General features: G+C 49.9%; 11 protein-coding genes. 2 read left to right on the top strand and 9 right to left on the bottom strand.

Features of this window, described 5'->3' with window-relative positions:
- Positions 1 to 265: 265 nt before the first annotated feature.
- From MHB71_RS30930 to MHB71_RS30895, 8 genes are all read right to left on the bottom strand, one after another.
- A complete protein-coding gene (locus MHB71_RS30930) occupies positions 266 to 544 on the bottom strand; it encodes a glutaredoxin family protein (RefSeq protein WP_340028428.1) in 279 nt (92 codons plus the stop codon).
- Between the two features lie 217 nt (positions 545 to 761).
- Entirely contained in the window at positions 762 to 1,715 is a 954-nt protein-coding gene (locus MHB71_RS30925) for an aminoglycoside phosphotransferase family protein (protein WP_340028427.1), read from the bottom strand.
- 346 nt (positions 1,716 to 2,061) lie between these two features.
- Entirely contained in the window at positions 2,062 to 3,789 is a 1,728-nt protein-coding gene (locus MHB71_RS30920; RefSeq protein ID WP_340028426.1) for a glycosyltransferase family 2 protein, read from the bottom strand.
- Positions 3,790 to 3,854: 65 nt separating this feature from the next.
- Positions 3,855 to 4,502 carry a GT-D fold domain-containing glycosyltransferase gene (locus MHB71_RS30915; protein ID WP_255319776.1) on the bottom strand — a complete coding sequence of 216 codons (648 nt, stop codon included), beginning with the start codon at positions 4,500 to 4,502 and terminating at the stop codon, positions 3,855 to 3,857.
- 899 nt (positions 4,503 to 5,401) lie between these two features.
- The gene (locus tag MHB71_RS30910; protein ID WP_076329021.1) at positions 5,402 to 6,133 is read right to left on the bottom strand and encodes a sugar phosphate nucleotidyltransferase; all 732 of its coding nucleotides are present in this window, start codon (positions 6,131 to 6,133) and stop codon (positions 5,402 to 5,404) included.
- The gene (locus tag MHB71_RS30905; protein WP_047841258.1) at positions 6,130 to 6,903 is read right to left on the bottom strand and encodes a glycosyltransferase family 2 protein; all 774 of its coding nucleotides are present in this window, start codon (positions 6,901 to 6,903) and stop codon (positions 6,130 to 6,132) included. The genes MHB71_RS30910 and MHB71_RS30905 overlap by 4 nt, the downstream gene beginning before the upstream one ends.
- Entirely contained in the window at positions 6,903 to 8,015 is a 1,113-nt protein-coding gene (locus MHB71_RS30900) for a glycosyltransferase family A protein (RefSeq protein ID WP_340028425.1), read from the bottom strand. The genes MHB71_RS30905 and MHB71_RS30900 overlap by 1 nt, the downstream gene beginning before the upstream one ends.
- Before the next feature lie 41 nt (positions 8,016 to 8,056).
- Complete coding sequence (locus tag MHB71_RS30895) at positions 8,057 to 9,022, bottom strand: glycosyltransferase (protein WP_282322280.1); 966 nt, start codon at positions 9,020 to 9,022, stop codon at positions 8,057 to 8,059.
- A gap of 397 nt (positions 9,023 to 9,419) precedes the next feature.
- Between MHB71_RS30895 and MHB71_RS30890 the strand changes: the two genes are divergently transcribed.
- Together MHB71_RS30890 and MHB71_RS30885 are read left to right on the top strand one after the other, a co-directional pair.
- A complete protein-coding gene (locus tag MHB71_RS30890; protein ID WP_127547053.1) occupies positions 9,420 to 9,737 on the top strand; it encodes a hypothetical protein in 318 nt (105 codons plus the stop codon).
- Between the two features lie 44 nt (positions 9,738 to 9,781).
- Positions 9,782 to 11,347 carry a M4 family metallopeptidase gene (locus MHB71_RS30885; protein WP_340028424.1) on the top strand — a complete coding sequence of 522 codons (1,566 nt, stop codon included), beginning with the start codon at positions 9,782 to 9,784 and terminating at the stop codon, positions 11,345 to 11,347.
- 173 nt (positions 11,348 to 11,520) lie between these two features.
- On the opposite strand, the gene MHB71_RS30880 is transcribed toward MHB71_RS30885, so the two are convergent.
- Positions 11,521 to 16,734: a WIAG-tail domain gene (locus MHB71_RS30880; protein WP_340028423.1), complete on the bottom strand. Its 5,214-nt coding sequence runs from the start codon at positions 16,732 to 16,734 to the stop codon at positions 11,521 to 11,523.
- Positions 16,735 to 16,897: the final 163 nt, after the last annotated feature.

The raw sequence follows: 16,897 nt of genomic DNA, 5'->3' as shown, positions 1-16,897 counted from the left end.
CTGATTACGTATGCGAAATAACTTAAAAGTTAACTATTCCTATGAGTTTGGTTTGTTTTAATTCCACAAATCTTATCACTGCACCGTAAAAGGGTCAACAGCGTGACTAATAGATTTTTTCTATATGAACATTGAAGATGTAAATAAGACCATTTACATCCCAAGAGAGCTATAACTTATTGAACGTTCCGGCTGCTGTACAAATGCGATCTTGCATCATGCAGCAGCCGGAACGGCTTGCTCCAAAGGTATATATCAACTCCCGTTAGACTGTTGCCGCTTCGTCCGCTCGTGCCAGAAGTTCAGCCAGCTTCTCCAGATCAGGTTCCAGCAAAGCTTCAAACTTGCCGTCCCCTCCCACTTCAATAACGGGTACATGCCGAATGCCATATTTTGCTTCAAGCACATCACGCAGCACGTCATTGCCCTGCACTTCAATGTTCTCAAAAGGCTGGTTTCGCTCTGTCAGAAATGCTTTCACTTCCCCGCAGAAATGACAGCCTGTTTTGCTCCACAGCACGACTTTTTTGGTTGATGATGACATCGACATACCTCCTGATTAGTTTTAAGATCAAGATCTGGGCGATTGAATATGAACGCCCTAGACCTTCAATTCCTATCTGTTAAATAAGAATTATGGCTCTAAATGTACTCCTGTGCCCTTCCTGCGTCAATGGATCTGCTAATAGAATAAACCTATAACCAAATAGAAAGATTAAATTATAAATTTGGAAGATGGCTAATTTTACAGGAATGAATCACTATTGGCCCCTCCTAACCTGGTTAAAAGCTTGTTTTGCTAAATCAGTGTAGAACTCGATCTGATCCGGACTTCGATCTATAGCCCACCTCAGGGTATCAAAAGCTTTCAATAACAACATATGGCTCGCTTGATTCAGTTCGCGCTCTTGCTCTTGTGTACTTGTCCCATATCCTTCTAAAAACGCTTTCAATCCTTCCTTATCAGGGCCCTCACCCCGTAGCTGGCATTGCATGAGTTGAATGATATCGCCATACGGTACGACGGTGACCTCCGCATTCCCCCAATCCAGAAGGGTAATCTCACCCGTTGAACTTACGATTGTATTCTTCAAGGAGAGATCACCATGGCATAAACCAAAGCGGAACTTTTGCAATTTCAATTGTTCGAACCATTGCCTTACGAGCTGTGATTCCTTCATCGTAATGACACCAAGCTCAATCAATGAATCTTGCTCCGTGAGACTATTGATATTGTATTGCACATATCCTTGCCAACTGCCATCTGATCCTGCATGAGGGGGAGAGTAAAATTCGTTTTGTACGTGATCGTGCATTTCCCTTCCAAAACCATTCACCGGGATGGATTGAAACTGTTTTGTGTACTCTCCAAGTTTCCTCCAGATCACGGACGTGGGCACTGTTGTGTCCAACCCGTTGTCCCCTTCCACATACTTTTGAATCATATAGGCATGTTCAGCGTTGACCCCAACGGACAATGTCTCTGGCCCAGGAATACTGGCACTCGCCGCTTGTTCGATGCACCATTTTTCTTTCACAAAGGTAGAATATGTATCTGGATCGTTCATACGTACAACCACTTTATGACTTGCCGTCTCCACCAAGCAGACCTGATTAACAAAACCTTTACCGATGATATGATGTGAGCATTTTAATGGTTCCAGCAGAAACTCACTGGCAATCTGTTCGGCTTGTCTGACTACAGAATTCTTCATCCCTTATCCTCCCTCAATCTCTATACTTTAAGTGATCTATATAAGTTGAACTAATCATTTATACGATAACGGAGAGGACAGAAAAAACCTGAAAAAGCGAAGCGTTCGCCTTTATCCCCGGATTTTCCCTTGAGAAAGGGGAATCGAAAAAATCTGGGGATAACAGCGATTGGAAGGTTATTCTGTCATCGTAGTGTCAGTATAAATAATCTTTAGTTCAACTTATATAGCTACCAACTCATATGTAATATTCGGATGCGGAATGAATCAGAGCGATTACACAGGGTACCGCTACATTTTCCATTCCGCATCATGCTGCTGATTCGCATAAACAGATCGCCTGACATTACAGATCGGGGTTCAAGAGCTGAGGTGGGGCGATAATGGGCCAGCCTTCTTCCATCGCATTCAGTTGGTCCGCAGACACGCTGATAATATGCCCAGAATGTACACCCCAACGTTCTGCCGCATAGACAGAAACAAATCGTCTCCGCTTGTCTCCGCTGATCTGATATCGAATCTCGGGTGCATCCACTGCGGCAACAATACTTCCTTCTGCCCATCCATGGTGAGAACCATGAACCGCTGTCGTATGCACCTGTTGTGATTCCCTCGGCCATCCTTGCACGTCCCCCGCTGATATCAGTGCTTCTCCGGCAGGAATGGCGAGCAGATCCGGCTTGGCAACCTGAACAGGAGATATTCCACGCGGTACAGGGATGTTCAGCTTCCGCCGCCGACCGCCGGTTAAAGTATAGACATCTCCTTTGGCATCGGACAGAAACGAACCTTCCGGGTAGAAGTCATAACTGTGTCTGAACTGTAATGCTGGATCTTGGCTGCCCTGCGTTGAGATTCGCTGACGCGGATCCATTGGGTTTGTATCACCCTCCTCTTGTTGACCGGATGGGGTACCAGAGGTTTGTTGTCTAGCCAAGCGGGAGGTTTCGGCAACCAGCGCATGGGGATCTCCCCACTTTTGGCTATAAAACTGCTCGTTATCCTTATTCACTACAGCAAAGTCTTGCTCACCCAAGGCTTTCATACTGACACTTCCGAAGTGGTGGATAAAAGTATCCCCGGCTACCGCAAGCTGGTATCCTGCCAGCTTCACCCGGATGATCCAGTCATCATCTTCGAAATTGCCCACCGCGTACCCTTCGTCCAGATAACCTACCCGTTCCAGCAGCTCCCGTGAGAACAGCCAGCAGAATCCGACCAGGCGATTGGTTATTCGATGTTTGTCTGCATCCGGACGATTATGTGTGGCGGCAAAAGGCCACATCTCTTCTACCTCACGGTACGGAACCTGAATCTGCTGATCCCCGCCAATATAGTTGGTCACCGGACCCACCACACCAATCTTCGGATCACTGGCAAGACAAGTCATCATGTTATCCAGCCAGCCTGGAGTAACGAGCGTATCGTTGTTCAACACGATGATATGTCGTCCTCTCGCCATCATCAGCCCATGATTGACACCTCCGGCAAACCCCCGGTTCTTATCCAGGGCAGCCACCCTCACCATGCCGCCTTTGCGGAGCATCGCCTCGGCAGTTCCATCCTTTGAGGCATTATCCACGACAATGATTTCGTAGGGAGCAGGGGTATGCTTCTCGATACTGGACACACATTTCAGCACATACTCCCGCTGATTGTACGTGGGGATAATGATGCTAACTCCTTCAAAAACAAGACCAAACGAGTTCTGTCCCTGGCGGACACCTTCGTTGTATCCTCTGGTATACCCCTGTTTGTAGAGCCTGGCGCCTTTGGGTGTGCGCCTGCTTTTGCCTTTACGTCTGGATTTCCGTATTGAGCGACGACCTGCTGCATGCAGGACTGCCATGTCAGATCGCGAGACATCGTGTTGTGTGGCACGGCGGGCCGCTTTTTTTTCGTTGCTTATGCTGCCATTCCTGTTGTTTTCACTGCGGCTGTTGTCACTGCGAGTGCTGATATTTGGAATGATGTTCAGATGACTGTGACCCTTTCGACGGACTACGTTTCGAGCCTTAACCTTGTTGCTACGGCTATGACGTTCTTCCCCGCGCTGTTGATCGGGTGTGCTCATGTTGCTCCCTCCATTTCCACTTGTCCGTGAGGCTAACACGCACATAACCAGCCCCCGGACGTCCACTAGAGTTGAAGCTCTCCTGTTACCAGTTTGTCAGCCAAATGTCCAAAGTCCAGAGCAACCTTGCCGAGTTCACCTGCAATTCGCCGACACAGAATGACCGCCGGAATTCCCGCCGCCACCAACGCGATATCAAAAGCATGTTCTGAGGTTTGCTGCATCACCCTCGGAATATCCATAACTCCCGCCACAGAACCAATGATGCCTGTGACATGAATCCCCCGGTTATGCAGCAGTGCCGCAAGCTCTGGTGCCTGGCTGCCTATGAGCAGAACCCGCCGTCCTTGCAACAAGGGCAACACCAGGCCAGACTGATGCAGACTGTAATTGATCGTGGAACTGGTCAATTTCAGCCGAGACCAGTCAATCCCGAAGTGGCGCAACACCGGGAATAACAGCCCCTGGAATGTCGGTGCCCGCGAGATCGGCACGCCAACCCAGTCGGCGGCCTGTATGGCTTCCGCAAGCATCGCGCGGATGTCGGGGGTTGAGCATGGCACCCCTGCATAGGGCAGAAACGGTGCCAGCTCCTGCACTTCGTGGCCTGGCAGCACCGTATCGGCTGCCAGCGTGAGCAGTTCGCCATCTCCGAGGCGAACGACAGACAAAGGGCGCTGCGCATCCAGCGCCGCCGTGATGTGTCCAGCCATCTCATGCGGGCTGGACAGCCGGGCCAGGCTGGGCGCGTATTGGCGGAATCCCGCCGCGATCAGATCTGCCGCCGCCACGGCAGGCAGAATGTGATCCGGCGGGATGTGCTGCGCCACCAGCGCCTCCCCGCCGGCGAATACGCCGTCGCGGTAGCCCTCGGCGTAGCCGCCGGGCACGGCCTCCGCCTGCACTGCGTGCTCCGCGGGCGGAGGCGGCAAGCCCTTCGCGCTGCCCGCATGCGCGCCGGCAGCGCCTCCCCGCCCTGCGGGGGCGACACCCTTCGGGTGTGTCGCCTGGCGCGGGGCGGGGCCAGCACCGCTGGCAGGCATCGCCTGTGGCGTGCTGGCTTGCGGTGCTGGCATGGGCGCACGGCGCATCGCCGTGCGCTGCTTGGCGCGGGAAGCGGCACGCCGGCCCCGCGCGGATGCTGGCCTGCGCCCAGCAGTGACCTGGCGCAGACCGGCTTTGCCTTTGCCGGTGCGGCTGGCTTTTGCCGCTTTTCTCGCACTCGCAGAGCCAGCTTTGCCTGCTCTGCCAATAATACTGCCTGCGCTGCTCGCTTTCCTTGCAGCAGCCTTATGCGCTGCGCCTGCAGATGTACCCGCTTTGGTCGGGGTACTCCGTTTCCCTGACTTCACACCTCTGACTCCAGCAGACCCTGTACCTGCTGCTGCCGGAGTGCCACTGCCCATAAATACGGCCGGGTGGATGCCCCGGGGCTTACCCGACACGGAGGCCCTAGCGGCCCCGGTGCGTGTCACTACTCTCACGCCATTCCCTCCTTTGGCATGCACGAGGATTGTCGCTGCGCAAAGCGCCGGAGCATCCTTCCAGCTCCGGCGCAGAGTGTTCTGCTCCCATGGGGCACCGCACAGCGGCAGCATCAGTCCCATATATTTTAGGGCAATTGTCCTTTCATACGGACAGCTGCTTCCTGGAGCGATTCAAATGTACCTGCATCACTCCAGTATTTCTGCAAAATGTCGTATTCCAGTCCGCCAGCAGACGCGTAGTGATTATTCACATCCGTAATTTCAAGTTCTCCACGCGCAGACGGCGCAATGTTGCGAATCAGGTTAAATACATGATCGTCATACATGTATATGCCCGTCACACAATAAGAGGTTTTCGGGTGACTTGGCTTCTCCTCAATGTACGAGATTCGCTCTGGATGCTTTGAATCAAAAACAGGCACCCCGTAACGTCGTGCATCATCCACCTCTTTGAGCAGAACTCGTGCTGTACCAGCAGGTTGCTGCATGTAACGATCCACATAAGGCTTCAGATCATCGCTGAAGAGATTATCACCGAGAAGCACAACGAATTTTTCGCCAGGAAGGATAAATGTGGTCGCCAGATCCAACGCTTCCGCAATCCCGCCTGCCTTTTCCTGAATGCGATAAGTCAACTTGACCCCATGATCCGCTCCCCCACCAAGATACTCTGTATATAACCCGGCGGAATGTTTGTTGATCACAATCAATAGTTCATCAATGCCTGCCTGACGGAGCCTGTCGATGCCATACATAATCATCGGATGTTTACCGACTGGAAGCAGATGTTTGTTAATGAGCCGGGTCAGCGGATACAGTCTAGTTCCTGTTCCGCCGGCAAGAATTACACCTTTCATTCCACGTTCCCTCCTTCATCGGATATGTCCATATATTCAAGCGGATCGACATGCCATTTGTTCATAAAAATCGAACGATTACGCTCAAGCAGCTGTTTCCACGCTACCGGATCTGTCTTCTGGAAGCTGGCACTTCCCTGATGATGCACGAGAACATCTCCACATACCAGCAGGCGATATCCCTGCAATCTTGCTCTATAACAATAATCGTCATCCTCATAGTGTCCCGGAGAATATGCCTCGTCAAGCAGCCCAACTGATTCCACGACATCTCGTTTCATCAGCATGCACAGACCGACGATCCGGCGTACTTCCCTCCACCTTGAAGAATCCGCAACATTATTGGAATTGGCCAACTCCTGAAAATGTTCCATGTCCCGAAACTGCAGTTTAATCTGCTGGATGCCGCTTGCATAATTCGTAACAGGACCCGTGATCCCAATACTTGCGTCACTGTACAGAGCCGTTCGCAGGTTCTCCAGCCAACGGGGCGTGACCGTAACATCATTGTTCAACAGCAACAACTCATCCCCGCAAGCTGCACGAAGTCCAGCGTTACACGCTGCCGGAAACCCCCGATTGTCCGGGAACCTTACAAATCGAATTCGCTCCAGCGCACAATATTCAGCCGTTCCATCCGTCGAACCGTTATCTACCACGATAATTTCATATGACGCAGGATCGCCCGAGTATTGACGTATGGCATCGATGCAGGGCCTGATCAGATCCAGCCCATTGTAAGTTGGGATAATCATACTCGTCAGTGTCATTAGGCGTTCCTCCTGTAAGCGACTTCTACACGGGAGAGTGTATGTGCCTGGGTTGGATTCCAACCTGTACCCAGCAATGTAGCCAGTGCCTCCAGATGATCTCCGATGATCAATTTGGCGACATCATTCCCACTTCCCGTGTTACCAGGACGCAACCGATTGGAACGAATAACATCCACCTGACTTGGTGCCGAGACGTTCATTCCATGCTGAATAGCTAGACTTTGTGCCTTAGGTGGAACGGCCAGTGATGCTGGCTTCACGGTCTGAATCATACGACGAGACAATGCATGAGGCACGGCTGTCATGGAATTGGAACCAAGATCTGCCCTGCCTAATGTCCGGTTCAGATATGCTTTGATCCGGCTTACCTCATCCTGCCCTGCAAACGCAGGCAGCAAAGACGTCAGATTATTCAACGCCACATCCTGTCCCCGATCAACCGCGAACAGAAAGGGTGCAAGCTGTTCAGCCGATACGACCATATCTCCATCCACAAAAAGTACCGTCTCCGCATCCGTCATCTTGGCTCCAAGTGCCCGGCCCACATCATGTCCTGCCCGATCCGGTTCATAGATTACTGTAAGTCCCGGCTGCCTTAGCACCTGCTTCAAACTGTCATCTGTCGTTCCATTCAGTACCACAATAATATCCGTCAGAGGCAGCCGCTTTAGTTGCAATAACACCTGCCCCAGTGTGTGTTCCTCATTACAGGCACAGACAACGGCAACAGCCGAATGACGAAGAGGTAGCGGCACGATCTGGAATGAATGTCCCGAGGCCTGAGCATAACCCTGCATAAATGCCTTACCTGCCTTCAGAGCTAGCTCGAAGTTGCTTAGCTCCGCAACGTTTGCCGCGTGTGCATTCCATACGAGACATGCATGTTCTTCTGATACTGTGTTGTTCGCCTTTGCCTCGCTTCCTGCAACTTGCCCCGCTTTCCACATCAAGTGCAGATTTACTGGGCCAGACTTTGCTCGGCTTCTTCTTTTTTTTTGAATATCTACATGTTTCTTGTTCCTATGACGCTTGTTCATTACTGTTCTTCCTGCTGTCGTTTGTCTACTTGTTGTCCGCCTGCGGCGGACAACCCCTGAACGTCCCTTCATTTCCTCACCTCCAGCATGCTGCATCATACGATGCGACATGCTTACCTCGCCAGGTTGCGAACACGTTTCAGATCGGTATAACCTCCGCGGGGACCGAGCGTATCCGTAATCCACTTAATCGCTGCCATATGATCATTCAGTACCACTTGACTGAGCGGATCAGGTCCGCTTCGCTTTTTGATTCGTACTGCATTCATTCTACCCACAGGTACGTGATGAACAGCGCGTACCCGAAGTCCGCCGATCACTGCCTTGGCTTGTGCAAGTGGTGGAACTTCCAGTGAGGATATCCCCATGACCTCAAGCCCTTTTCGGCTTATTGCATGTGGAATAGCTGTCATGGATGCCCCCCGGAGATCGGATCTTGCGAGTATGCTGTTCAACATGTGTTTGGCCTCCACTACCGGATGAACAGGATGATGAGTGACCGGCCCATGGTAGTCGTTAAGCGCCACATCCGTTCCATTCAGCACAGCCTTCACGTAAGGGGCAAGGTGCTCTGCGGGAATTGCGATATCTGCATCAGTAAATAACAATACCTGACCGCGCGCCTCCGCTGCGCCTACTTTTCGTCCTCCATCATGCCCCAGTGCTTCGGCATACGTGAGCACGCGTGCTCCAGCCCGTTTGGCTGCGTTTGCCGTACCGTCTGTTGAACCATTCACAACGACAAGTACTTCAGCATCACGGCATATCCGCAGCGCTTCACGGACAACTGCACCAATCCTTTTCTCCTCATTCATAGCAGGGATAATGACCGAGAGCATCGGTCGCTGAGAACCCCCCCTGTGTGAAGGAGCATCACTCATGCCATTTTCCGCTCCATTCTCTACTCCATCCTTAGCCTGTGACATCAGCTGTTTGGATGGAATAACGAACGTATAGGCCTTTGTACCCTTTTTGTGTCCAGACTTCCATCTTCGTTTCTTCAGCACTGTTTTTCTTCGTGTCACATTGGTTCGGGTTGCATAACGTGCTGTGGTACGGGTTTTGCGCAACAGTTTCACCTCCCGCATTCGATCATCGGCATGCCAAGGGAGTACACGTTATTCTATGTATTCGTGGAGCAGTGGAAACGGCGTTTGTCCTTGCACTAAGCAGGTTCTCCCTGTGAACACGAGGGTACAGGCCTTGCTTTTAGACAAAATACGTCAAAATATGTGAAAAACGCTACCTCTCCCCTACTTCAGACACAAATTTAACAAAAATCTAAAATTGTATCTTTTCCAAAGTTTTACATTGTGATAATATACGTTCCAAGCAGTTTTATTTACAAAAATAACCTTGTGGTGAACATAAGTTCCCTTATATTTTTTAAATCAATTTATTGACCTTAGGTTGATTAGATTATGACCTCATTCACAGATCTTGTTAAGCAGATACATTCTACTCTTGAGAGGAGTGATGCCGTTCAGAACACACTGCCTTTGTCATTTACGTAAACCCGGATTGAACACCCCAGTTTTCCGTGAACGTATCTTCTACCTGCGCAATTGGACAACCCCCGGCTTTCTGAAAGAGGAACACAATAGACGATTCAACCTTCGGGTTGAACTGAATAAACGGTTATCCTTTTTGTTTGGTGTCGTGCTTAACACTTCCCGAGCTAAGGCCAAGCCGATTTTGTTCCAATCGTTTCTTGTCTCATTCCACGCTTCAGGTCTAGCCCCACGCTCCGCGCTGCCCAAGTTGCAGACGGAATTCCAACCGAGACTGGCATGAACATTTTCCAACCAAAAATAAGTTTAAGAATGGGAGAGTTTACTATGAAATTTGCCAAAGTTATGCCAACAATTCTTGGAGGAGCTCTTTTGCTCGCTTCCGTATCCTCTGCTACTGCAGCTCCATTGTCTGATCAATCCATTCCATTTCAGGCCCCTTATGCCTCTGAGGAGGGTATTCCATTGAACAGTGGAACAGATGACACTATCTTTAATTATCTTGGACAGCAGGAACAATTCCTGAATACCGATGTGAAATCCCAGCTCAAAATTGTTAAAAGAAACACAGATACATCTGGCGTAAGACACTTCCGCCTGAAACAATATATTAAAGGTATCCCGGTTTATGGTGCAGAACAGACGGTGCACCTGGACAAAACCGGAGCCGTGAGCTCCGCACTTGGCGATCTTCCACCGATTGAAGAGCAGGCCATTCCGAATGATGGTGTAGCCGAGATCAGCGGAGAAGACGCGATCCAGATTGCAACCGAAGAAGCAACCTCCCGAATTGGAGAGCTTGGCGCCGCGGAAATCACACCTCAAGCTGAATTGAACATCTATCATCATGAAGAAGATGGTCAGACGTATCTGGTTTACATTACGGAAGTAAACGTACTGGAACCTGCCCCTCTACGGACCAAATATTTCATTAACGCAGTGGATGGCAGTATCGTATCCCAGTTTGACCTCATTAACTTTGCCACCGGAACAGGTACAGGCGTGCTTGGAGATACCAAAACCCTGACAACCACCCAATCCGGCAGCACCTTCCAACTGAAAGACACCACTCGCGGCAATGGCATCCAAACGTACACGGCGAACAATGGCTCCTCATTGCCTGGTAGCTTGCTCACAGATTCGGATAATGTATGGACCGATCGTGCAGGTGTAGATGCCCACGCCCATGCAGCTGCTACGTATGATTTCTACAAAAACAAATTCAATCGTAACGGTATTAATGGTAGCGGATTGTTGATCAGATCAACCGTGCACTACGGCTCCAATTACAATAACGCCTTCTGGAACGGGACACAGATTGTCTTTGGTGACGGAGATGGAACGACGTTCCGATCCCTGTCTGGTGATCTGGATGTTGTGGGTCATGAATTGACGCATGGTGTTATTGAATATACAGCCAATCTGGAATATCGCAATGAACCAGGTGCACTCAACGAAGCTTTCGCCGATATTTTCGGTAATACGATCCAAAGCAAAAACTGGCTGCTCGGTGATGATATCTACACACCTAACATTCTAGGAGATGCGCTACGCTCCCTCTCCAATCCTACGTTGTATGGTCAACCTGACAAATACAGCGATCGCTACACAGGCACACAGGACAACGGCGGTGTGCATACCAACAGTGGTATCATCAACAAAGCTTACTACCTTGCTGCTCAAGGCGGAACACATAATGGTGTGACTGTTACCGGAATCGGCCGGGATAAAGCGATCCAGATTTTCTACAGCACACTGGTGAATTACCTGACACCAACGTCCAAATTTGCCGCTGCCAAAACAGCTACCATTCAAGCTGCCAAAGATCTGTACGGAGCAACTTCGGCTGAAGCTACTGCTATTACCAAAGCGTATCAAGCTGTAGGCCTGTAAAATCTTATTTTAATTAATGTCGTTGAACTTATAATGTACTCATCCTAATGATAAGGAAACGTTCAGACACCCCTCACCGTCCGAACGGATTAAGCTTAGATCAACCAAAAGCGGTGTCCCGGACAACTCTGGACACCGCTTTTGTCATTTATATATTACGGATACTACCTGCACTATCCTTGCGAAGGTCCCGCAGCAATCCATGACAACAACCCGTACGTATGCTTGCAATCTGCCGTACGCGACACTTCAAGTACAGCTTCGTCCTCACTCTGCGAGAGCAGGGAAATCTGGAATCCCCGATCATTGCTCATACCCACAATCACATAATGTTCTGAAGCAAATGATTCTTCAAAAACAACGGTTACCTCTGTGCATACTTCACTCTCTGGCAGTACAAAAGCTTCCATCCCGAATTGTTGTACAACCGGTTGTTTGCTTACGCTGCGAACGGGCTGGAATGCCAGATGTTTGGCCTGAACTGCCCCCGATTGCAACTGGCTGCTGCCCACGGCATCATCACACAGATGCTCCTGTGTAATCGATTGTTCACTTAACATAAACTCCGTAGTTCCAACGATCTCCTGTGACCGTTCAAGCTGTGGTTGCTGAGCCTGATCTCCCTGATCTTCCTGATCTGCCTGCTCAGTTGTGAACAAAGCTGCCGGTAGTTCGCCAAGCTGATCTGTTTGGGATACCAGCTCTTGTTGTTGCTCCAGACCAGCACTCGGTAATTCCTCAACGATTACCTGCTGTGATTGCTGTACAACCTCATTTTCTGGTTGAAGCAATCCCTCTTGTCTTTTGATAGCTGCCAGCTGCTCCAGCGTTTCTCCACTGAACTGACGAATCGCATTCCATATCTCTTCGCTCAGATGCGCTGGACCTACAATCCCCGCATTCAAATGATTAGAGGTAATACTCTGCTCACTCAGTTTGCTGCCGTTCACGCTGCCATCGGCCAATTTGGCACTGGTGACAGACCCATTTTGCAGATGAATCCCGCTTACTGCTTCCTCTTCCAGATGAGTTGTGCGAATACTGCGTTCCTGAATATGATCAGCAAGAATGGTTCCATCCTGGATATGACGAGTTTGCACACTTTTGTCGGCTATGTGGATAGCCGATACCGCACCTTCAAGCAATTTATTACCGTTTACACTGCCGTCAGCCATTTTGGCACTTGTTATGGAACCATTGTGCAGATGAATCGAACTTACCGATTCGGCTTTGAGGTGGGAGATTCCAATGCTTCGCTCTTGAATATGGTCAGCATGTATGGCTTTCTCTTGGATATGACGCGATTGCACACTTCCATTGGCAATATGGACATCCGACACCGCATCTTCAAGCAGTTTGTTGCTGCTCACACTGCCATCCGCCAGTTTGGCACTCGTTACAGATTCATTTTGCAGATGAACCGCACTTATTGCTTCCTCCTCCAGATGGGACGTACCAATGCTATGCTCCTGAATATGATCAGCAAGGATCGCTCCTGCCTGGATATGGCGAGTTTGCACACTTTCCGACGCGATATGGCTCCCCAATACAGTATCTTCGAGCAATTTGCTGCCGCTAATGCTACTGTCAGCCAATTTGGCACTTGTTACGGACCCATTTTGCAGATGAACCGCACTTACTGCTTCCTCCTCCAGATGGGCTGTGCCTATGCTTCGCTCCTGAATATGAACAGCATGAATAGCTCCTGCCTGAATATGCCCGGATTGCACACTTTCTGATGCGATATGAATCCCGGATACCGTACCTTCGAGTAACTTGCTGCCAGTTATACTACCATCCGCCAGTTTGGCACTCGTTACAGCTCCATTTTGCAAATGAATGGCACTTACAGACTCCTCTTCCAAATGTGCTGTGCCGATGCTCCGCTCTTGAATATGATCAGCATGGATGGCTCCTGCCTGAATCTTACTGGATTGCACACTATCGTCTGCAATGTGGATATCTGATACTGCTCCTTCAAGCAACTTGCTGCCGGTTACACTGCCGTCGGCCAACTTGGTACTTGTTACAGATCCATTTTGCAGATGAATGGCACTTACTGCTTCCTGTTCCAAGTGAAGCATGCCAATGCTGTGCTCCTGAATATGGTCAGAAAGGATTACTCCTGCCTGGATATGGCGGGATTGCACACTTTCAGAAGCGATATGGATTCCCGACACCGCATCTTCGATCAACTTGCTGCCGGTTACACTGCCGTCGGCCAGTTTGGCACTGATGACAGACCCATTTTGCAGGTGAATCGCACTTACTGCTTCCTCCTCCAGATGGATTGTGCCGATGCTCCGCTCCTGAATATGGTCAGCATGAATGGCCCCTGCCTGAATATGCCCGGTTTGCACACTTTCGGACGCAATATGAATCCCCGATACGGTTCCTTCAAGCAATTTGCTGCCGTTTATACTGCCATCCGCCAGTTTGGCACTTGTTACAGATCCATTTTGCAAATGAACCGCACTTACAGACTGCTCATCCAGATGAACTGAGCCAATACTGCACTCTTGAATATGATCAGCAAGGATTGCGCCTTCTTGGATATGACGGGTTTGCACACTTTCATTGGCAATGTGAGTAGCCGATACGCTTTCTGCGGCTAATTTGCTGCCATCCACACTACCCGTTGCTAGTTTGGAGCGTGTTACAGATTCATCCTGCAAAATAATCGTACTTACCGCTTCTTCTTCCAGATGAGATGTTCCGATGCTGCGTTCATGGATATGATGAGGAAGAATTTCACCATCTTGAATATGACGGGAATGCACAGCTCCTTGCTGTAGGTGAACAGCACTTGTCGACTCTGCCTGAAGATGCAAACCACTGATCAAACCTGGCTGAAGGTGAGCCGCTGTAATGGATAAAGGTGCCAGATGGTCTGTTTCGACAGATCCAGGTGCCAAGTGATGCGATGTGACCACCTGTTCAGCAATATGCTCCTCATGAATGATGTCTGGCTTCAGATGCTGTGAGCTCACTACTTGAGTCCCCAAATGGTCAGATTTCACGCTGCCTTCAGCCAGATGGACGGATTGTACAACGGATGGCTGCAAGTGCTCGCTACCTACAGCAGCCTGTTGCAGTTCTGTCCCGGATACCGAGTCTGCTGTCAAATGGTCCGCACTTATGGAGCCATGTTGAAGTTTGTTGCCGGTAATACTGCCATCAGCAAATAATTCCGGCGAGCGTATTTCTTCCGACAAATGTTCCAGTGAAACGGCATGCTGCTTCAGGTGATATCCGCGGATGGTTCCTGCTGGAATATGTTTGGCGTTAATGCTCTCTGCCATAATTTTGGAAGAAGTCACGCTGCCGTCTGCCAGTTTAGCTGACGTGACAGCAAAATCCGCCAGTTTATCTGTGGCAACACTTTCTGGTGAGAGCTTGGGGGAGGTAACCGCATGATCTGTTAGATGAGGCGGAAAAATGGACCCGCCAGCCAGCTGGGCTGAAGTTACACTATCAATAGCCAATTTGTCTGTTGTGACCGCGGCCCGTGCAATCGCATCCGTTTCAACACTGCCCGGCTGAAGATGAGGTACACCTACGGCATGTTCTGTCAAGTGTTCCGATTTCACTGCATAAGGTCTCAGGGCCTCGGAACCCACGCTGCCTGGAGCCAGATGTGTCCCTGTGACTCCACCACTCGCAAGATGCGAGGATATAACACTTCCCGGGGCAAGCGCTCTGCTACTCACCGATGCCGTTCCAAGCTTTTCTGTTGTCACACTTCCATCCGCAAGTTTAACGTCTGTAACGGCAGCATCCTGCAATTCATACGTACCCACGGCCGACTCTGCAAGATGCCGCTCACACACCACGTCGTCTGCAAGAGCGTCTCCGGACACACTTCCGGCAGATAGATGAGCTGCCTCGATGCTTCCACTTGCAATGTGAATAGAGTGAATTGCGGAATTGTCCACATGTACCGGCGTAATTCCCCGATTTGCAATGTGTTCCGCACGAATGGACCCTTTGGCAAGATGTTTACCCTGTACGGCTTCATCCGCAATTTTGGAAGAAATGACGCTCTGATCAGAGATCTTGGATGCCGTAATGGACTGTTCCAGCAATTTTGCTGTTCCAACAGACTGGTCTGCCAGTTTGCTACTGGTTACTGCACCTTCTGTCAAATGCTCACTGCCCACTTCTCCATTGCCAATCTGCTCCTTGCCAACGGAATGAGCTCGAATCTGGCTTGAACCGATTGAACCGTCCAGTAGATGTCTTCCACTTAATGAACCCTCAGCTAAATGTCTTGTTTGTATGGATCCATCCTCTATCTGGTCACTTCCAATACTGCCATTTAATAATTGTGAACGACCGACAGACCCTTCTGCCAGATGTGTCTGTTTAACAGCCCCTGCCTGAATATGGTGAGACTCGATGGAGTGTTCTTCGATTTTGCTGCCTGTGACAGCAGCTTCCCGAATTTTGGTTGTAGTCACTGCATCGTCAGCCAGTTTGGAGGTATTCACAGCTCCTCCCGTGAGATGCCTTGTATCCACCCCGCTAATCGCGATCTTGTCTCCAGTTACGGCATGATTCTTGATTAATTCTTCCGTTACCAGCATGCGGCTGAGATGTCTTGTGCTGATGGAGCCGTCGGCAATTTTGGCCGAATCGATGGCCTGGTTGCCAAGCTTCTGAGAAGTAATACTGCCATCTCTGATTTTCTCGCCTGCAATAGAAGCATTTCGTATTTTGTGACCAGACACAGAACCGTCAATCAGGTGCTCCTCAGATACAGACGCTTCCGCAAGTTTTGCTGAAACAATGGCCCCGTCTGCAATGTGAATGCTGGTCACCGCATAATCCTGCAATGCTTCACTGCCGACCGCATCCGGTTTCAGCTTGGAGGCATCTACAGAGAAAGGAGCCAACTTGCTCTCCGTAACAGCAAATTCACTCAAGTCGTCCGTGTAGATGTAATGTCCGGTATGACCCGGCATCTGGTTCTGGTTCAGGATCTGCAGCCGGTCCTTGTTTGTTGTTTCTTGTTTGATGATACCCACCTCTTCTTCCAGAACAAGCGGAGCCACACTGCTAACCTGAATCTGCTTATCCGAGCTGTCTTCTGTCTCGATTTCCTTGCTATCAGACTCTACGGGTTCCGGCTTGATTTCGGCTTCGATCTCCAACTCTTCCAGCTCATTTGTTGAAGAAGGTAGCTCCATTGAGTCGAATAGGAATTCTTCCGACTCCTGAACAGCTCTCGAATCCCTTTTATTCGTATTCAAGCGTTCTTCCCTATTCACAGTGAAACCTGAGTTCATCTTGTCTGCCCGGCGATCAGTCAGTTCCAATTCCTTGTATTTCGGGCTCACATGCCGCAGTTTCGGCGTCGGAACCTTCTTTTTGCCATTTTTACTCATGCAGCTTGCTCCTTCCTCTAACGTTCGTCTCCGGCATCATATGCTTCCATATGGGCATCTGCCACTTCATTTATGACTTTTGAGGATTCCAGAGCACGAATGTACAGGCGTCAAGACAGGAAGGTTCGATGATCTTCGTGGAAATAGGCGTGTCAGGGCTGCA

It is taken from the genome of Paenibacillus sp. FSL H7-0940 (genome assembly GCF_037979415.1).
Taxonomy (GTDB): Bacteria; Bacillota; Bacilli; order Paenibacillales; family Paenibacillaceae; genus Paenibacillus; species Paenibacillus amylolyticus.
This window is presented reverse-complemented; position numbering and strand designations above follow the sequence as displayed.